Source organism: Acinetobacter sp. WC-141, from assembly GCF_000313935.1.
In the GTDB taxonomy this organism is placed as follows: Bacteria; Pseudomonadota; Gammaproteobacteria; order Pseudomonadales; family Moraxellaceae; genus Acinetobacter.
In genome coordinates this window covers 125,177-142,607 of the sequence record NZ_AMSS01000014.1, presented here as the reverse complement: position 1 = coordinate 142,607, position 17,431 = coordinate 125,177, and the positions used below count along the sequence as shown (strand labels likewise).

Here is a 17,431-nt window from a genome sequence, read left to right as displayed (position 1 = left end):
ATTGATGAGAATTCAAACAATAAAATCAAGAAATAGACTACTAACGGCTCTTCGCATCAGGCACAATAATTAAAGCTCATACTAAATTATAATTGAGGAGATACCTTCCAATGACTGCTCAATCTGTCATTTTGCCGTTGCCATCAGATCATGCCCGATTTATTGTTCTTCGTTTAAAAGACTTATCAATTGATGAATTAAAAGAACAACTCGAAGCGTTGTTTGAAACACGCGACCGTCTCATTACTCAGCATTCAGACGCGCAAATTAAAACAGCAGTCGCTTTTGGTCCAGAACTTTGGAAGCAACTTTACAGTCAATCTCCTGCTGGCTTTAAACAACTTGAACCAGAAAACGGCGCATTCAATATGCCAGTTGTACCTGCTGATGTCCTCATCCATATTGCTAGTATGCGTTCTGATATTTGTTTTGCATTAAGCCAAGCATTTTTTGAAGGTATTAAAGATAAAGTTGAAGTTCTTGATGAGCGTGTTTGCTTCCGCTATTTTGATGGCCGAGATATTACAGGCTTTATAGACGGTACAGAAAACCCTCAATTTCCAGAGGACCGCGCAGAAACAGCCCTATTGCCAGAAAGCGCGGGAGTTTTTGCGGATGGCAGTTTTATTTTCGCGCAGCGTTATGCACACGACTTAGAAAAATGGAAAAAACTAAAAGTTGATGCTCAAGAAAATGTCATGGGCCGTACCAAGCTTGAATCAATTGAACTTGATGATGATGTTAAACCAGAAAATGCCCATGTCGCCCGTACTGTTGTTGAAGATGAAGAAGGCGAAGAAATGGAAATCTTGCGCCATAGTCTGCCTTATGGTGACGGCCGAGGTGATCAAGGTTTATTTTTCATTGCCTACACCAAGGACCTGAACATTATTGATGCCATGCTAAAACGTATGTTCGGTACAAGTGGAGATGGTATCCATGATCGCCTATTGCATTTCGTGACACCACTTGATGGCGCATATTACTTTGCACCTAGCGAAGAATTGCTAGAAGAAGTTTTAGAAGACTAAAATAAAAAAGAGGAGCATAAGCTCCTCTTTTTACGTTCTCAACCTTAGAAAGGAATACGCTTATATTTGCGGTATTCAGGTTTCCAGAATGATTGATCAATTTTTTGCTGTAGTAAGTCATCACTAATCGTTACAGCCACGCCATCTGTCATGGCAGCTTTCGCAACTTCAAACGCAATAACCTTAGAAACTTGCTGAATTTCACCTAAAGGTGGCAATAAATCAGCTTGTGGATCTTTCAGTAATGGTGAGCAATTCGCTAAAGCACTACTTGAAGCCATTAACATATTTTCAGTTACGCGTTTAGCACCTGATGCCACCACCCCTAAGCCAATGCCAGGGAAAATGTACGAGTTATTACACTGAGAAATATTATAAAGCTTGCCGTGATGATTCACAGGAGCAAACGGACTACCTGTTGCAATTAACGCTCTACCTTCAGTCCACTCCACAATATCTGCTGGCACAGCTTCAACACGTGAAGTTGGATTAGACAATGGCATGACAATTGGTCGTTCACAATTCGCTGCCATGGTTTTAATAATCTCTTCGGTGAACAGACCCGGTTGACCAGAAACGCCAATTAACACTGTAGGCTTAGCATTTTTAACAACATCAAGGAGTGAAATCACTTCTTCAATATTGCCCCATTGATCAACCACCTCAGCTTTTTGCGCCAATTTGCGTTGGAAGTCCAATAAGTTTGGCTGATTTTCGGTAATCAAGCCAAAACGATCAACCATATAAACGCGTGCACGGGCTTCAGAATCAGTCAGCCCTTCAGCAACCATTTGTGCAACGATTTGCTCTGCAATACCACATCCCGCAGAGCCCGCGCCTAAGAAAGCAATTGTTTGATCTTTTAATTGCTTGCCTGCTGCACGACTTGCAGCAATCAAACTACCTACAGATACCGCTGCTGTTCCTTGAATATCATCGTTAAAACAACAAATTTTATCTCGATACTTTTCTAAAAGTGGCATCGCATTTTTTTGTGCGAAATCTTCAAACTGAATTAACGCTTTTGGCCAACGACGCTTCACAGCCTCAATCACCATATCAACAAATGCGTAATATTCATCGCCACTAATACGTGGCTGACGCCAACCCATATAGATCGGATCATTTAACAATTGTGGATTATTCGTCCCCACATCAATTGTGATTGGCAATGTATAGGCTGGGCTAATTCCACCACAAGCGGTGTAAAGTGAAAGTTTCCCAATAGGAATACCCATACCACCAATACCTTGGTCACCAAGACCTAAAATACGTTCACCATCAGTAATGACGATCACTTTTACATTATTTTTATTTACGTTTTGCAAAATATCATCAATCACATCACGATCTGGATATGAAATAAAAACACCACGATGACGACGATAGATATCGGAGAAACGCTGACATGCTTCACCTACTGTTGGGGTATAAATAATCGGCATCATTTCTTCAAGATGATTTTCGATTAAATGATAGAACAAGGTTTCGTTGGTATCTTGGATATTACGCAAATAGATATGTCGATTGATATCATCAGTAAAAGCGCAATATTGCTGATAAGAGCGCTGGCTCTGCTCTTCAATAGTTTCAATAATATGGGGGAGTAAACCGTGTAAGTTAAAGTTACTTCTTTCTTCTTCAGTGAAAGCCGAACCTTTATTTAAGAGTGGTAACTCTAAAAGTGTAAAACCTGCATATGGAATATAAAGGGGATGTTTACTTGGGTGTCCTGATATCATTGCCTATCTCATTTTCCAGCTTAGAGTAGAGAAAAACACATTTTGTATGGTCTCTAAAACTCTTTGTGCGTATAAGCTTAAGCCTAATTCGACCAAAATAGATATTTTAAACCGTGATGTTGAAATTAAACACTATTTAGTTAAAACATGTCTAAAAATAAATAATAAAAATCAGTATGTTAATATTTTTATAATTTTAAAAATTTCTTTTATTATCTCGACTTTAAAAGCCATAATTATATGTTTTAGCGGCAACAGGTATTTTCTCAGGAAATAATATTAAATTAAACACGTAATTTACTCACAAAAACTGCCCAGAAGGCTTGTAAATCTTTATTCTCAGAATAATAAGGCGATTCATCAACCAACATTCATTTAAAAAATAATCATCAATAATTTGCATAAAGAATTATTGGAATATTAAATCCCCTCCCCTAAGTCATCGGAAATTTGCTATATTTGACGTTTTTCTGCGACATCTATTTTCGATTGATATGAATACGGCAATACAAGCAGCTCTCGACCATGCAGTGCAAACTCTTCAACAAGAAGGGGTGCTTCCTTCCGACTGGAAAAACACAAGCAATTTAACACGCACAAAAGACCGAAGCCATGGCGACTTTGCTTCTAATATTGCCATGATCGGCTCGAAAGCTGCTGGTATGAAACCACGTGATTTAGCTGAGAAAATTCTAGCTGCATTACCGGAAGTGGCAGATATCAGTAAAGCTGAAATCGCAGGACCTGGATTTATTAACTTCTTTTTAAATGCAGACCAGCGCTTTGCTATTCTTGATCAAATTCAAGCACAAAAAGAAATTTTTGGTCGTAGCCAAGCAAATGCAGCGAAAAAGATTCAAGTCGAATTTGTTTCTGCAAACCCAACGTCTAGCCTACACGTAGGTCATGGTCGTGGTGCGGCATACGGTATGACTGTTGCTAATTTACTTGAAGCAACAGGTGCTAAAGTTGACCGCGAATACTACGTGAATGATGCTGGCCGTCAAATGGATATTTTGGCGACTTCTACTTATTTACGTTATTTGGAGCTACTTGGACAAAACCTTGTATTCCCTAAAAATGCATATCAAGGCGATTACGTTAAAGAAATCGCACAAGGCATTATTGATAAAGATGGCGATGCTTACGTTCGTGAAGTTGCAAATGTCTATAAAGACGTACCAGAAGATGTGCAATATGCTGAAGAGCTAGATAGTGAAGGCAACAAAGTTGTGTTATCTGGTGATAAAGAAAAGCATATTGATGGTCTTATTGCCAACTCACAACAATTATTAGGTGAAGGTTACCGCGTATTCCACCAAGCTGCTCTTCATGCCATTTTAGATGACATTAAAGATGACCTTGCTGACTTTGGTGTAACGTTCAACCAATGGTTTAGTGAAGCATCTCTTAGTGCAAAAATTGATGAAGCTTTAGAAACACTTGATCAACGTGGTTTCCTTTATGAAAAAGATGGCAACATCTGGTTTAAATCGACTGAATTTGGCGATGAAAAAGACCGTGTTGTTAAGCGTCGTAATGGTCAAACGACTTACTTTGCTTCTGACATTGCATACCACTTAAATAAACTACAACGTGGTTATACTGACCTTATCGATATTTGGGGTTCTGACCACCATGGTTATATTTCCCGCGTAAAAGCGGCAATTGATGCGATGGGTTACGACTCTAAAAAATTAACAGTTCTTTTAGTTCAGTTCGTAAGTTTGTGGCGTGGTGGCGAGATGGTACAAATGTCTTCTCGTTCAGGTCAATTCGTGACTTTACGTGACTTGCGTAAAGAAGTAGGCAACGATGCAGCTCGTTTCTACTATGTAATGCGTAAGAGCGAACAACACATTGACTTTGACCTTGACCTTGCTGTGTCACAAAGTAAAGACAATGCTGTGTACTATATTCAATATGCACATGCACGTATTTGCCGCATGTTAGAAAAAGCAGCAAGCACAAACTTACAATTCGATGTAAACACTGCTCGCCCACATGCAGCACGCTTGTCTCTTGATGCAGAAACCGAGATTCTTGCTAAACTGGCAGCTTATCCAGATGCAGTGTTGCGAGCGGCAAATGCCTATGAACCACACCAAGTTGGTAATTACTTAAAAGAGTTAGCTGCCTTGTTCCACGGTTGGTACAATGAACATAAAGTATTAAGCGATGATGCAGAGCTTACACAAGCCCGTTTATTGCTTTCAATCAATGTACAACAAGTACTTCGTAATGGTTTAGAATTACTTGGTGTATCTGCACCAGAATCTATGTAATAAATATATTGCATGACAGCAAATTAAAGGTCATGCAATATATAGTAAGCAGTGGTTTGTAGAGTTAAAATATCGATACAAACCACAGTTTTTTTAGCATCGTAAGACGAGACTCAAACTCGAATTAAAAAACAATCAAAATACAGAGGAATAATCCACGTGTTTGGCAAAACGCAACGCGGTGTATCTGAAAGACCTAATAAGCCTAAAAAGCCCCTAATTCCCAAATGGTTAGGGACACTTGTCGCTATTTTGGCGGTCTTATGTATCGCTGTAATGCTTATGCTTTGGAAACCTTGGCAACCTGTTCCTGCGAAAAATCAGATTACTTCTGAACATTATCAAGAAGAAGATACCAATAAAGACTATCGCTTCTACGATCTATTACCTCAACAACAAGTAACACCTATTCCTGAACAAGCAATCCCTGAAAGTAAAAATCAAGGCACTGCTATGATCGTTGAGGCACCAAGTACAACTCAACCAGCTGCCTCTGAAAGTGTAGGAATTGACCCGAATCAATCAGCTACCACTCCTCAGCAACCTACCTATATTTTACAAGTTCGTAGTTATAACGATCCTGATCAGGCTGATGCCCGCCGTGCAGAAATCATTTTAAATGGCTTATCTGCTGATGTAGTCAAAAGTACTGAAAACGGACAAACATGGTATCGCGTTATTTCCGGACCGTATGATACTCAAGACGCTGCTTTAGCTGCTCAGCAGACCTTACAACACAGTGGTATTGATTCTATTGTGATCAAACGCAAGTAAAGTGAAAATAAAAAAGGAACAAATATTTGTTCCTTTTCTTTTAAATATCAGCACAATTCCTTTCATTGGAACCAATTCCCTTTTGTCTCGCTTTTTGAAACGCAGGTCTTTGCTGAATACGGTGTAAAAAAGCTTGAATATGAGGGTATTTACCCTGTAAGCGTGATTGTAAAGCCTCCAATGGAAAGCTCATTTGAACATCAGCAAATGAAAAATCACCTGCGAAATATTCATGCTCAGTCAAATAGTTTTCTAAAAAGCTAATATGATCTTTCATACGTGGGCGAACAAAATTTGCCTTTACCCCTTCCGTGATTTTTTTAGCTACTGGTTGAATTAACCATGGTACATGCTTGTTTACATTATTCATGACCAAAGTCATCACCAATAATGGCATAAGTGAACCTTCTGCATAGTGCATCCAGTAAATATACTGCTGTAAATCTTGTGGTTTTGTAGGTTTAAATTGTTGCTTCTGATCATAACGCTGCTGTAAATATTCTAAAATCACAGCAGATTCTGCGATGACTTGTTCATCATCAGTCAAAATTGGAGCTTTGCCTAATGGGTGAATACATTTCAATGTTTCTGGGGCAGAGTAGTTAGGTAAGCGTTGATAATAATGAATATCATAATCTAAGCCCAACTCTTCTAAAGCCCATAAAATTCGAAACGATCGCGAACATTCCAGGTGGTGCACACTAATCATGTTATTGCCTGCTTTTATTTTTCTTTTTTACATAAAAAACAGCATGTGAACATGCTGTTTTATTCCATTTGTGGGATGGATATAAAATCATCCACCTCAACAAAATAGCATTTTTATGCTGTAACAAGCACAGTATGAATGTCTAAACTACGTAACAAAGTTTTAGTGACTGGGGTTTTACCACACACCAACAAGATTTTTTGTTGAAGTTCTTCATCTGGCAAGTCTTTAAAAACAATACGACGCTCAATATGTTCTTCATGCTCTCTATTGGTATGGAAATCGATTTCAACCGAAAACTCACCAAAATCATAACCCTTATGCTTTGCATACATTCTTAAAGTAATGAGCGTACACGCGGCTAAACTTCCAGTGAGCAAATCATATGGCGCCGGACCTTGGTCTTGCCCTTCTAGCTTCTCTGGCTCATCACAAAAATATTGATGGCGACCACTGGTGATTTCGCCCTTCCATTGTTCAGCAAGGGGCTTTGCTTTACTGCTTGCGATTACTGCTGTCATTTTGATGCTCTCATTTGATCTGGAAGAACAGGGGCTTCTAAACGCGCACCTACATAATCTGGGATTTCACCAAAACGTGCATCATGGTTAATCCATTGCTCACGGGCTTCTTTTAAATCATCCATTGTACGTGCAACAAAGTTCCACCATAGCAAGATCGGTGTTTCAAACGGTTCACCACCAATTAACAAAATCCGATTGCCTTTTTTTACTTCAATCTCGATTTCACTAAGCCCCGTATCTAATACCACCATGTTGTCAGCAGTTAACTCATGACCATTCACATGAGCGCTACCCTCAAGCGCCATAAAACCATATTCATAATTAGGATTTAATGGAATGCGGGTTTTAGTATCTTCGGTAGCAATTAAGTCAACACCCACTAATGGTGTATGTACCAAGACCGGAGAAATCGTTGCCAAATATTCACCCACAAGCACGGTAAATTCTAGACCGTCTTTCTCAACAACAGGCAGTTCAGGATAATGTTCAAATTTCGGATCCATGTTGCGCTTAGCATCTGGTAAAGCAATCCAGAGCTGCGCAGCGTGCATTTGAGTTTCAGTATCAGGTGCAACTTCTGTATGTGAAATTCCGCGACCTGCCGTCATTAAATTAACTTGTTTAGGTCGAATCAGTTGTTTTGAGCCTAGACTATCGGTATGCATCATCGTGCCTTCAATCATCCACGTGAAGGTTTGCAAACCAATATGAGGATGAGGACCAACATCTAAACCATCACCCGCCGGAAAAGTTACTGGGCCCGCATGATCTAGGAAACACCACGCACCAATCATTCGTTTTTGTCGGCTAGGTAAAGCCCGCTTAATGACTGTCCCCTGTCCAATTTCAGCAGAGCGAATTGGAAATTCCTGAATAAACTGATTGGCAAATTTTTCGCAATCCTTTGAATCAGAAATATCGTAATCATTATTATTGCTCATGATATTACTCTCTTTTACCTATGCTTTTGCAATGAGTTGTTCTAATGATCTTAACAATACACTCATTATTCAATATAGTCTTTTAGTAATACACAGGGTGCTATGAATGAGACAATCAAAGTTTTTAATTACAGAAAATTAAAGCTGCATTGAGTAGCTTAAGATGATTGAGTTTTAACGAGCTGTTTTAGGTTCTTCATAAATTGACCAAATTGTGGGAGAAACTCTTGAAATAGTGGGTGGTCTCGATTTTCCAGCATAACCTCACTAAAAAGTTTTAGCCCAACTCCAAAGGATTTTGTTGTTTCATCATCAAAAAAATCTGCTTTTTTTAAGCGTTCAACAATTTCAAAAATATCGTCATGATTTCCCGCATAGAATTCAAGGCGTTCAGTATAGGTTGAGGCTTCTCCTTTTGCATTTTTTAAGTGTTGTACCGTGACATGATATTGATGTTGTTTCATTTATAAATTCTCTCTTAAAAATTAATAATTTTGAATAATTTCAACCTGCTTAAGGTCGACTTGAAACTGTGCAAATACTGCTTGTAAAGACGCTAAAAATTCCTCTTGTTTAGCCGCGGTTAAATCTGTACAGAGAATTTGCAATAATTGATTATTTTCGACTGAGGGCAAATTAAATTTAGCTTCGTCCCATTTTAGTTGAAGATTTGAAATTAAACCCGCTCCCGCTAGGTCGTTTACTACCCGATAGACTGTAGCTAAACTTAATTTCTGTTTTTGGACGTATAGCTTTTGGTAAATCTGTTTAACAGTCAGATCTTCTGCTTGTTGTTGAATTACAGATAAAACAGCAAGTCTTGGATGAGTGACTTTTAGGCCCGCTTCTTTAATTTTATGCTCTAGTTCTAACATTGCTTTTCCCAATTTATAATCGCCCAATCGCAACCGCAGCTTGATCAATTTTTTCGGCAATTTGATAAATCTGCTCTTGTTGTAAAGCTGTCGAGTTCAACTTCAAACGTAAAGCAGTTTTTAGGTTTTCCATTGCACGGTGAATTTCAATTAATTCATCTTTACTGTGAATTTCACGTCTAAGGCGTAATTTTTCTAATAGCTCAATCAACTTGTCTTGCTGTTCAGTTAAATAAGCTTCTCCAAATTCCGTGATTTGATATTGCTTACGCTCTACATCTAGCAAATTAATCAAATTCATTTCTTCGAGACTGGTTAATGTTGGATAAATTGTTCCTGCACTTGGAGTATAGCCATCACCCACCACATCACTTATTTCTTTAATGATTTCATAACCATGCTTAGGGCTTTGCTGAATAAGATGAAGTACCAAAAGTTTCATACGGCCAGCTTCAAAAAGCCTCCCACGACGCCCCGAATGGTGATGGCCGCGATGATGTTCGCTGTGTTCAGCATGATGATGTTCTGATTGTTGTTTCATCGTTTAAAATCCAAATTGATCAATTTATAATTATTAAGATATATCTTAATATATCTTTTATCAAGAATAAGTATTAAGAATAGATTTATCATTTTGATAATTATTAAAATTAATTTTAGTCTTTAAAACTTAAGTAATAAAAAAGGACGCTAATGCGTCCTTTTTTTACAACAACTAGAGGAAAATTATTCCCACTCAATTGTTGCTGGTGGTTTAGATGACACGTCATATACAACACGTGATACATCTTTAATTTCATTCATAATACGCGTTGAGATTTTATCAACCAATTCGTATGGCAAATGTGCAAAACGAGCTGTCATAAAGTCAACCGTTTCAACTGCACGAAGTGCAATTACCCATGCATAACGACGACCATCACCTACTACACCAACTGACTTAACTGGTTGGAACACAGCAAATGCTTGAGCAGTTTTATCATACCAACCGCTGTCACGAAGCTCTTGCATGAAGATATCATCAGCAAGACGAAGAATATCTGCATATTCTTTCTTCACTTCACCCAGAATACGAACACCTAAACCAGGGCCCGGGAATGGATGACGGTAAATCATGCTGTGTGGCAAGCCAAGTGTAGTACCTAATTTACGAACTTCGTCTTTGAACAAGTCGCGTAAAGGTTCTACTAATTCAAATTCTAAATCGTCTGGTAAACCACCTACGTTGTGGTGGGATTTAATTACGTGTGCTTTTCCTTGTTTGCTTGCAGCAGATTCGATTACGTCTGGGTAAATCGTACCTTGTGCCAAGAATTTCACACCATCAAGTTTACGTGCTTCTTCAGCAAATACTTCGATGAATTCACGGCCAATGATTTTACGTTTTTTCTCTGGATCAACTTCACCAGCCAATGCAGTTAAGAAGCGTTGTTCAGCATCTGCACGAATAACACGGATACCCATGTTTTCAGCAAACATTTGCATCACTTGATCGCCTTCGTTTAAACGAAGTAAACCATTATCAACAAATACACATGTTAACTGGTCGCCAATTGCTTTATGTAAAAGCGCAGCAACGACAGACGAGTCAACACCACCAGAAAGGCCTAAAAGAACTTTTTCATCACCGATTTGTTCACGTAATTGCTCTACGCGTAAATCAATGATGTGTTCAGGTGTCCAAAGACCACCGCATCCACAGATTTTATGAACAAAGTTTGCAAGTAACTCTTCACCTTTTGCCGTGTGTGTTACTTCTGGGTGGAATTGCACGCCATAGAAACGACGCGCTTCATCACTTACAGCAGCAACTGGACAGCTTGGTGTGCTTGCAGTAATGGTAAAGCCTTCTGGAATCTGGCTAACTTTATCGCCATGACTCATCCAAACATGAAGTTGGTTTTCACGGTCTTGTAAGTTACCAATCAGTTGGTCGCGTTTAACGATATCAACTTCGGCATAACCAAACTCATGTACAGTACCTGGCTCAACTTTACCGCCCAACTGTTCAGACATGGTTTGCAGGCCATAGCAAATACCCAATACTGGAACGCCTAACTCAAACACTACTTGTGGTGCGCGAGGGCTGCCTTCTTCATGTACGCTCTCAGGTCCACCTGACAAAATAATGCCATTTGGCTTAAAAGCGCGAATGTCTTCTTCAGACATATCAAAAGCATACATTTCAGAGTAAACACCAGCTTCACGTACACGACGTGCAATCAGCTGACTATATTGAGAGCCGAAATCCAGAATCAGGATACGATCTTCAGTAATTTGAGTATTGGTAGTCATGACAAACCACTAAATGGCAAAAGAATTAAGCGCGCCATTTTAACATTTTTCGCGCTTCGGCGCACCGCAAATCATCATATATCTTATTTTTTTCATATCAGAATCATTTCTATAATTAGATTGTTTGATATAAATCAAAATTTACTTATATTTATCAAATGTATGGGTTACGCTTAGAAACTCCATGTGTATTGATAAATTCATCACATTCTATGCAACATCGTCTTGGATTTGATGTTAAGATGAGCCGATAAAACAGGCATTACCATGGAAAGGTAAATACCATAAGCGATATTTGTCTGTGCTTAAACAATTATCCATTTTTATGGCTTGTTGCCCCCTATCAAAATCAATAGAAATCTAAGGAACAACAATGCTTCAAACTATGATTGCAGATTTCCAGCAACATTTTTGGTTGTATATCTCTATTCCTTTTATGAGTGGTTTAATTGGCTATATCACCAAAGTGATTGCCATCCAGATGATGTTTTCGCCACTTGAATTTAAAGGTATTAAACCCTTTCTGGGTTGGCAAGGTATTGTGCCTCGCAAAGCCGAGAAGATGGCAACCATTGCTGTTGAACTCATGACAGCAAAGCTGATTAAACCTGAAGAAATTTTTGCACGCCTAGATCCTAAACGTATTGCCAAAGAAATAGAAAAACCGCTACTTGCGGCAGCTGAAGATATTACCCGCGATGTCGCTCAAGAATATCAGCCCGGTTTATGGGAAGGCATGCCAGAATTTGCTCGCCAAAGATTGATCCGTCGAGTGCAATCCAAAGCGCCAGAGATCGTTGAACACATCATGAGCGAAGTACAGCGTGATGTGAATCGATACTTTGATATTAAAAATTTAGTTATCAGCAACTTGCTTAAAGATAAACGTCTACTCAACAATATTTTTAAACGTGTAGGAAAACAAGAATTTAAATTTTTCAGTAATGTTGGTTTCGTATTTGGCTTCGGTATCGGTGTGATTCAGATGCTGTGCTGGATTGTCACTCAAGGAAAATATCCCTGGATGCTACCTTTGTTTGGTGGTTTTGTGGGTTTCTTCAGTGACTGGATTGCACTGCAAATGATGTTTAGACCACTTTATCCTAAAAAGATATTGGGTTACACATGGCAAGGGCTGTTTATTAAACGTCAAAATGAAGTTGCAGCTGACTATGCAGCTTTAATTTCTAAACAGCTTTTAACTTCACGTCACATGATGGAAGAGTTATTTTCGGGTACACATTCTGCACGTGTTATTGATCTGGTTAACCGCCATGTCAAACAAGAAATTGATATGCAAGCTGGAGTTATTCGTCCGTTAGTTGTATATGCAATTGGCGGAGAAAAATATCAGAATATGAAATCACAAGTTGCTGAACGTATTATGCAACAGCTTCCAGAGACGATGAAATATGTAGAGTCTTATGCAGAAGATGCAATGAATATTCGTAGCACACTCATTGAACGTATGCAAAAATTAACACCTTCTGAATTTGAAGGGATGTTACGTCCTGCATTTAAAGAAGATGAGTGGGCCTTGATTGCAGTCGGCGCAGTTCTTGGTTTCGTGGTTGGGGAATTACAAATCCAATTTATGCTTTAATTTTAAAATAAAGAAATAAAAAAACCGGATGACTTGCTCATCCGGTTTTCTTTTGTCTTATATCTTATTTTTCGATTGCATGATCCAGACTAATACGGCCAGCACCATGAAGCATTAGGAAGAATAAACCACCTGCCATTGCTAAGTTTTTCATAAAATGGATGCCATTATTGTATTGTGCCGCTGCATCAGCCCCACCTTGGTGGAACAAGAATGCAGTTAAAATACTGAAGATACCAAGACCAAAAGCTGCAAAGCGTGCTTGGAAACCAAATAACAAGGCTAAACCACCACCAAACTCAACCAAGATAACTAAAGGAAGAATTCCACCTGGTACACCCATTGCTTCCATATATCCTGCAGTTGCTGCATAACCGGTAATTTTCCCCCAACCAGCAACAAGGAAGATATAAGCCATAAGAAGACGAGCAATAAGACTAATAAAACTGTCCGCGCCTGATTGCGTTACGATATTTTTGACCACTACATTTGGATTAAACATTTTGCCACCTTTATTTAAATGCTTATTTATTGATGAGCTCATTCTAGGTATAGGACATTGATAATTAAATACTCAAAATCCATATATATCGTTGCACAAATAGAATGATCAATTTGTATATTTTTGATGTTTTATACTGACTTTCTATAGGCTCACTGCTAGGATTTGAGCACGGTTTACCACTTAAACATCTCATGGAACTTCTTGATTTTATTCTACACGTTGATCAACATCTCGCCGAGTTTATTACAAATTACGGGACGTGGATTTATGGCATTTTATTTTTAATTATCTTTGTCGAAACCGGTTTAGTGGTCATGCCGTTTTTACCGGGCGATAGTTTGTTATTCGCAGCTGGTGCTTTAGCAGCCTCTACTGGTGCGATGGATCCATGGTTGTTGGGGGCTCTACTCTTCATTGCTGCGGTTTTAGGCGATACGGTGAACTACCATATTGGGCGTTTTATCGGTCCACGTGTTTTCGAAATGAATTCACGCTTCATTAATAAGCAGCATTTAATTAAAACTCAAGAATTCTTTGCTCGTCATGGTGGCAAGACAATTATTTTTGCTCGTTTCGTTCCATTTGCCCGTACCTTTGCACCTTTTGTTGCTGGTGCTGGCAGCATGAACTATAAGTTTTTCTTAACTTATAATGTGATCGGAGCATTTTGTTGGGTCGCTTCTTTTGTGACGTTAGGGTATTTATTTGGAAATATGCCAATCGTTAAAGATAACTTCACTCATCTTATTTTTGGCATCATCATTATTAGCGTTTTACCAGGTATCATCGGCTTTATTCGTGAAAAACTAAAAAATCGAAAAGCCAACGTTTGAGGATGATTTAGAAAAAACGGAATACCACTGGAAGCATACATAAAATGAGTAACATAGCCGATCCTTTATATAAATGATCGGCTTTTATTTTTTGCATTGAACCCGTCAATAGAGCACGTCCAAAAATCATCCAGAAACTCGCTGCAGGAATAAGAGTTAAAGTAAAAGCGGCAAAAACCATAAGAAAATTTTCAGGCGAATTCCATGTTTCAGCTGGGAAAATACCTGCAGCAAATAGTAAAGATTTCGGATTTCTCAAAGTTGAGAAGAATAATTGACGTGGGCGAATGTTACGGTGAGTTTGACTAAATTGTTGTAAATGAGTGGTTTTCCATAATCGGAATGCCATCCAGAACACATATGCCACACTTGTAATATGTAAAATGAGCAATAACGCAGGCCAAACTGGTGCTGCCAAATGAATGAATACAGCCCAAAAGCTAATACCGTAGGCATAGCCTAACCATTCCATAGGGATAAGCCAAAACGCTTTAGATAAACCTTGAGAATGAGCAGCGGTTGCAAGTAAAGCATTTGTCGGCCCTGGAATGAGCAAAACAGCCAACATTGCCAATACAAAAAACCAACTCTCAATCATAAAGTTTCCATAATATCCAAGATGGGGCCACCTTAAACGAAACAGGCAAAATATAGCAAGTTTATGAAGCTTTTTGATTACAGAAAATGCAGGTTTTTAGAAGCAAAAAATGAATAACTGATTTATTTATATTAATTTTATTATGAAACATTTTGCTAAACTTTATTCATCACAACATGCTTTTATTAGCATATTGTGATGTCAAATTGACTATTAATTCGTCTTTTTCCGAACAATAATTGGACAATTCTTGAACTGAGCAGCCTGAACAATCGCTTCTTGTTGACCTAAAACACGAGAAAGTTCGGTGTTCTTCGTTGAAGAAGATTGCCCCATATTTACAGAAATAGAAGGTCCGAATCCCCAACCGCCTCGTCCCCAGCCACCACCGAGTCCGAGACCAACACCCATACCTGTACTTTTTGGAGTTTGCACGCCATTATCGATATATTGCTGAATACGGTTATATTCACTTTGTAACTGTTGGCAGCTCAAAGATTGATATTGTGTTGGAGACACATAAGTCGGTTTTACCGTTGTAGCACAAGCGCCAAGCAGTAAAGTGGCTGCCACCAAAGGCGCAATATATAAGCCTTTCATCATTTTTCTCTTATCGTTTTGGCTCAATCTCACCAAACAATGTCTCATAAGCTTGAGTCAATTTATGTTCTGGTGCCAAATGTGCCAAAGGTAAATTTTTCTGATGCGATTCTTTCATCAAAATCGAAGGTGGTAACATGCTATTGAGTACAGGCAACCCTTCATCTTTTAACTGCTGAACCACTTCCCGAGGTAATTTTGCTTGGGATTGGAATTGATTCACCACAATTCCTTCAATTTCCAAGCGATCATTATGATCATCTTGCGTTTCGAGAACATTTTCAATCAATGTTTGTAACGCACGCTTTGAAAAAACATCACAGTCGAAAGGAATGAGTACTTTATCTGCCGCAATCAGAGCAGAGAGAGTAAAAAAGTTAAACGCTGGTGGTGTGTCTATATAGATACGGTCATATCGCCCAACTAAGTTTTGGATCGAATCACGTAATTTATAAATTTTATGTTTACTTTCAAGTGCATGTTCAAGTGCACCAAGTGTAGGGCTAGCTGGAAGCACATCTAATTTTGCAAAAGGGGTTGAATGTACAAAACTGTCGAGATCTTTATTTCGTGGGGCTTTTAAAATTGAACCTAGCGCATTACCGATTAAACCTTTTTGTTGATTGTTGCCCAACACATCTTCAAAAAAGTTTTCGATATTCGGTTCTAAAATTGATTTTTCAGCAGAATAGGTTGCTTCATCGCCTAAAAGATACTGACTAGAATTGGCTTGAGGATCAAGATCGATCACCAATGTTCTTAAGCCATGTTTGGCACTAATTGCAGCCAAATTTACAGTAATACTTGATTTCCCTACACCGCCTTTTTGGTTAAACACCACACGAGTTAACATGTTTCCCTCTGCATATTATTTTACTGTATGCAGTTTAACCTAGAGCTTAATCAAAAAGGCAAAGAATGTAGAACAATTAAGCAAAAACAGGTTTCACAATCACTAAAATAATAATAGCAATAAATGCAATCGCACTAATGACCAAACCTGCACGGCGCTGTGCCAACAAAAGAGTGTCATCTTTTTTAAAGGCTTTCATTAAGGAAGATAACAACACTAAAAATAGAATAATTTTAGCGTAAAACCACGGTTGTACTTGAAAGTCTTTCATGACTAACAAAATTGCACCCGTAATGAAAACCACGGTAAATGACAAATGTTGCAAGGCAACTAATACTTTACGCCCTGCTGGGTTAGGTTGTTCACCTTGAACACCTATAAACAAAGTTGAAGCGCGTAAAACAAAGACCATAAGTGCGGCAGCTACCGCAGTCATATGAATAATTTTAGTGAGTAAATGTGCATCCATGAAATTAACCCTTAGCTTTTAGGTGCATGTGCACATTCTGGGCTAGCAGGAGCTTGACCTTGCCACTCACTTGGCAAATAAACATGAATTGCTAAAGCATGAATTTGGCCTGGATTCATCAAATCAGAAGCTAAAGCGTATACTTTTTGATGACGTTGAACTAAACGCAATCCATTAAATTCGTCGCTCACTATAATCACTTTAAAATGAGATTCTTTACCTGGAAAATAACCACCATGTCCTGCAGACTCATTGATAACTTCCAAATGGCTAGGTGCAAGGGTTTGTAACCGTTCAATCAACTGTTGTTCAAGGCTCATAGCTTTTCCTTTTACGATTATTCGTATATTTACCCCTAGTATACCCTGTCTACACACAAACAAAAGTTGCTCTTGTATGCTTTGACCTCAAACAAAATGTCTATTTATTCGGCAACTTAACGATAAAAATACATCTAATTGCTCATTTCTGATTTTATTTTATGCAATCAGCATATTTATTTGCATAAAGTTGTTGACCCATGTTTCGCTTAATGTATTATAAGCGGCACGCGGGAATAGCTCAGTTGGTAGAGCATAACCTTGCCAAGGTTGGGGTCGCGAGTTCGAGTCTCGTTTCCCGCTCCAAATTGGTTTTTTTTGAGAAAGTTTTCGTAAAAACTGCTTATATATGCGGGAATAGCTCAGTTGGTAGAGCATAACCTTGCCAAGGTTGGGGTCGCGAGTTCGAGTCTCGTTTCCCGCTCCAAATTTAAAAGGCCCTAGTCGAAAGACTGGGGCTTTTTTCTTTTCATT

Annotated in this window: 19 protein-coding genes and 2 tRNA genes; 7 read left to right on the top strand and 14 right to left on the bottom strand. The window is 38.6% G+C overall.

The features are described 5' to 3' along the window. Nucleotides 1-110: 110 nt before the first annotated feature. A complete protein-coding gene (locus ACINWC141_RS02470) occupies nucleotides 111-1,031 on the top strand; it encodes a Dyp-type peroxidase (RefSeq protein ID WP_009387466.1) in 921 nt (306 codons plus the stop codon). A 44-nt stretch (nucleotides 1,032-1,075) separates the two neighbouring features. Here ACINWC141_RS02470 and ACINWC141_RS02465 read toward each other — a convergent pair whose 3' ends face one another. After that, nucleotides 1,076-2,773, bottom strand: a complete 1,698-nt coding sequence (locus ACINWC141_RS02465; protein WP_009387651.1) for an NAD-dependent malic enzyme — start codon at nucleotides 2,771-2,773, stop codon at nucleotides 1,076-1,078. A gap of 494 nt (nucleotides 2,774-3,267) precedes the next feature. Here ACINWC141_RS02465 and argS point away from each other — a divergent pair, with 494 nt between their 5' ends. Together argS and ACINWC141_RS02455 are read left to right on the top strand one after the other, a co-directional pair. Further along, nucleotides 3,268-5,058, top strand: coding sequence for an arginine--tRNA ligase (gene argS / locus ACINWC141_RS02460; protein WP_009387463.1), 1,791 nt, complete (start codon nucleotides 3,268-3,270; stop codon nucleotides 5,056-5,058). A 159-nt stretch (nucleotides 5,059-5,217) separates the two neighbouring features. Beyond that, a complete protein-coding gene (locus ACINWC141_RS02455) occupies nucleotides 5,218-5,832 on the top strand; it encodes an SPOR domain-containing protein (RefSeq protein ID WP_005804763.1) in 615 nt (204 codons plus the stop codon). A gap of 40 nt (nucleotides 5,833-5,872) precedes the next feature. On the opposite strand, the gene ACINWC141_RS02450 is transcribed toward ACINWC141_RS02455, so the two are convergent. From ACINWC141_RS02450 to guaA, 7 genes are all read right to left on the bottom strand, one after another. Beyond that, on the bottom strand, nucleotides 5,873-6,541 hold the full coding sequence (locus tag ACINWC141_RS02450; RefSeq protein ID WP_009387371.1) for a glutathione S-transferase family protein: 669 nt from the start codon (nucleotides 6,539-6,541) through the stop codon (nucleotides 5,873-5,875). Between the two features lie 113 nt (nucleotides 6,542-6,654). Then, nucleotides 6,655-7,062, bottom strand: coding sequence for an OsmC family protein (locus tag ACINWC141_RS02445; protein WP_009387662.1), 408 nt, complete (start codon nucleotides 7,060-7,062; stop codon nucleotides 6,655-6,657). After that, entirely contained in the window at nucleotides 7,059-8,006 is a 948-nt protein-coding gene (locus ACINWC141_RS02440) for a pirin family protein (protein ID WP_009387349.1), read from the bottom strand. Before ACINWC141_RS02440 ends, ACINWC141_RS02445 begins: the two co-directional genes overlap by 4 nt. Nucleotides 8,007-8,164: 158 nt before the next feature. Next, on the bottom strand, nucleotides 8,165-8,470 hold the full coding sequence (locus ACINWC141_RS02435; protein ID WP_002114086.1) for a DUF3861 domain-containing protein: 306 nt from the start codon (nucleotides 8,468-8,470) through the stop codon (nucleotides 8,165-8,167). A gap of 21 nt (nucleotides 8,471-8,491) precedes the next feature. Next, the gene (locus ACINWC141_RS02430) at nucleotides 8,492-8,881 is read right to left on the bottom strand and encodes a Fur family transcriptional regulator (protein WP_009387689.1); all 390 of its coding nucleotides are present in this window, start codon (nucleotides 8,879-8,881) and stop codon (nucleotides 8,492-8,494) included. A gap of 13 nt (nucleotides 8,882-8,894) precedes the next feature. Beyond that, nucleotides 8,895-9,422, bottom strand: a complete 528-nt coding sequence (locus ACINWC141_RS02425) for a PadR family transcriptional regulator (protein ID WP_009387677.1) — start codon at nucleotides 9,420-9,422, stop codon at nucleotides 8,895-8,897. A gap of 185 nt (nucleotides 9,423-9,607) precedes the next feature. Beyond that, nucleotides 9,608-11,176 carry a glutamine-hydrolyzing GMP synthase gene (gene guaA, locus ACINWC141_RS02420; RefSeq protein ID WP_009387699.1) on the bottom strand — a complete coding sequence of 523 codons (1,569 nt, stop codon included), beginning with the start codon at nucleotides 11,174-11,176 and terminating at the stop codon, nucleotides 9,608-9,610. A gap of 385 nt (nucleotides 11,177-11,561) precedes the next feature. Between guaA and ACINWC141_RS02415 the strand changes: the two genes are divergently transcribed. Then, on the top strand, nucleotides 11,562-12,779 hold the full coding sequence (locus tag ACINWC141_RS02415) for a DUF445 domain-containing protein (RefSeq protein WP_171061953.1): 1,218 nt from the start codon (nucleotides 11,562-11,564) through the stop codon (nucleotides 12,777-12,779). Nucleotides 12,780-12,843: 64 nt separating this feature from the next. Here the strand turns inward: ACINWC141_RS02415 and ACINWC141_RS02410 are convergent, their stop codons facing one another. Further along, complete coding sequence (locus ACINWC141_RS02410; RefSeq protein WP_002114126.1) at nucleotides 12,844-13,281, bottom strand: DoxX family protein; 438 nt, start codon at nucleotides 13,279-13,281, stop codon at nucleotides 12,844-12,846. Nucleotides 13,282-13,475: 194 nt separating this feature from the next. Between ACINWC141_RS02410 and ACINWC141_RS02405 the strand changes: the two genes are divergently transcribed. Then, nucleotides 13,476-14,117, top strand: coding sequence for a DedA family protein (locus tag ACINWC141_RS02405; RefSeq protein WP_009387649.1), 642 nt, complete (start codon nucleotides 13,476-13,478; stop codon nucleotides 14,115-14,117). Nucleotides 14,118-14,124: 7 nt separating this feature from the next. Here the strand turns inward: ACINWC141_RS02405 and ACINWC141_RS02400 are convergent, their stop codons facing one another. From ACINWC141_RS02400 to ACINWC141_RS02380, 5 genes are all read right to left on the bottom strand, one after another. Then, complete coding sequence (locus tag ACINWC141_RS02400) at nucleotides 14,125-14,715, bottom strand: LysE family translocator (RefSeq protein WP_009387470.1); 591 nt, start codon at nucleotides 14,713-14,715, stop codon at nucleotides 14,125-14,127. 213 nt (nucleotides 14,716-14,928) lie between these two features. Beyond that, on the bottom strand, nucleotides 14,929-15,315 hold the full coding sequence (locus ACINWC141_RS02395) for a hypothetical protein (protein ID WP_002114091.1): 387 nt from the start codon (nucleotides 15,313-15,315) through the stop codon (nucleotides 14,929-14,931). A 10-nt stretch (nucleotides 15,316-15,325) separates the two neighbouring features. Further along, the gene (locus tag ACINWC141_RS02390; protein WP_009387679.1) at nucleotides 15,326-16,168 is read right to left on the bottom strand and encodes a ParA family protein; all 843 of its coding nucleotides are present in this window, start codon (nucleotides 16,166-16,168) and stop codon (nucleotides 15,326-15,328) included. A gap of 76 nt (nucleotides 16,169-16,244) precedes the next feature. After that, on the bottom strand, nucleotides 16,245-16,637 hold the full coding sequence (locus ACINWC141_RS02385) for a SirB2 family protein (protein WP_005071964.1): 393 nt from the start codon (nucleotides 16,635-16,637) through the stop codon (nucleotides 16,245-16,247). 11 nt (nucleotides 16,638-16,648) lie between these two features. Continuing rightward, nucleotides 16,649-16,957: a BolA family protein gene (locus ACINWC141_RS02380; protein WP_009387620.1), complete on the bottom strand. Its 309-nt coding sequence runs from the start codon at nucleotides 16,955-16,957 to the stop codon at nucleotides 16,649-16,651. Nucleotides 16,958-17,187: 230 nt separating this feature from the next. Between ACINWC141_RS02380 and ACINWC141_RS02375 the strand changes: the two genes are divergently transcribed. Beyond that, nucleotides 17,188-17,263: transfer RNA gene (locus tag ACINWC141_RS02375), tRNA-Gly, on the top strand. Nucleotides 17,264-17,308: 45 nt separating this feature from the next. Next, a tRNA-Gly gene (locus tag ACINWC141_RS02370) sits at nucleotides 17,309-17,384 on the top strand. The last annotated feature ends 47 nt before the right edge of the window (nucleotides 17,385-17,431 follow it).

Excerpts from the sequence above, each read along its gene's own strand:
- guaA (WP_009387699.1), bottom strand. The coding sequence starts at position 11,176 with ATGACTACCAATACTCAAATTACTGAAGATCGTATCCTGATTCTGGAT.
- ACINWC141_RS02410 (WP_002114126.1), bottom strand. The coding sequence starts at position 13,281 with ATGTTTAATCCAAATGTAGTGGTCAAAAATATCGTAACGCAATCAGGC.
- ACINWC141_RS02430 (WP_009387689.1), bottom strand. The coding sequence starts at position 8,881 with ATGTTAGAACTAGAGCATAAAATTAAAGAAGCGGGCCTAAAAGTCACT.
- ACINWC141_RS02395 (WP_002114091.1), bottom strand. The coding sequence starts at position 15,315 with ATGAAAGGCTTATATATTGCGCCTTTGGTGGCAGCCACTTTACTGCTT.
- argS (WP_009387463.1), top strand. The coding sequence starts at position 3,268 with ATGAATACGGCAATACAAGCAGCTCTCGACCATGCAGTGCAAACTCTT.
- ACINWC141_RS02405 (WP_009387649.1), top strand. The coding sequence starts at position 13,476 with ATGGAACTTCTTGATTTTATTCTACACGTTGATCAACATCTCGCCGAG.
- ACINWC141_RS02450 (WP_009387371.1), bottom strand. The coding sequence starts at position 6,541 with ATGATTAGTGTGCACCACCTGGAATGTTCGCGATCGTTTCGAATTTTA.
- ACINWC141_RS02390 (WP_009387679.1), bottom strand. The coding sequence starts at position 16,168 with ATGTTAACTCGTGTGGTGTTTAACCAAAAAGGCGGTGTAGGGAAATCA.
- ACINWC141_RS02445 (WP_009387662.1), bottom strand. The coding sequence starts at position 7,062 with ATGACAGCAGTAATCGCAAGCAGTAAAGCAAAGCCCCTTGCTGAACAA.
- ACINWC141_RS02380 (WP_009387620.1), bottom strand. The coding sequence starts at position 16,957 with ATGAGCCTTGAACAACAGTTGATTGAACGGTTACAAACCCTTGCACCT.
- ACINWC141_RS02470 (WP_009387466.1), top strand. The coding sequence starts at position 111 with ATGACTGCTCAATCTGTCATTTTGCCGTTGCCATCAGATCATGCCCGA.
- ACINWC141_RS02440 (WP_009387349.1), bottom strand. The coding sequence starts at position 8,006 with ATGAGCAATAATAATGATTACGATATTTCTGATTCAAAGGATTGCGAA.
- ACINWC141_RS02415 (WP_171061953.1), top strand. The coding sequence starts at position 11,562 with ATGATTGCAGATTTCCAGCAACATTTTTGGTTGTATATCTCTATTCCT.
- ACINWC141_RS02385 (WP_005071964.1), bottom strand. The coding sequence starts at position 16,637 with ATGGATGCACATTTACTCACTAAAATTATTCATATGACTGCGGTAGCT.
- ACINWC141_RS02465 (WP_009387651.1), bottom strand. The coding sequence starts at position 2,773 with ATGATATCAGGACACCCAAGTAAACATCCCCTTTATATTCCATATGCA.
- ACINWC141_RS02435 (WP_002114086.1), bottom strand. The coding sequence starts at position 8,470 with ATGAAACAACATCAATATCATGTCACGGTACAACACTTAAAAAATGCA.
- ACINWC141_RS02425 (WP_009387677.1), bottom strand. The coding sequence starts at position 9,422 with ATGAAACAACAATCAGAACATCATCATGCTGAACACAGCGAACATCAT.
- ACINWC141_RS02400 (WP_009387470.1), bottom strand. The coding sequence starts at position 14,715 with ATGATTGAGAGTTGGTTTTTTGTATTGGCAATGTTGGCTGTTTTGCTC.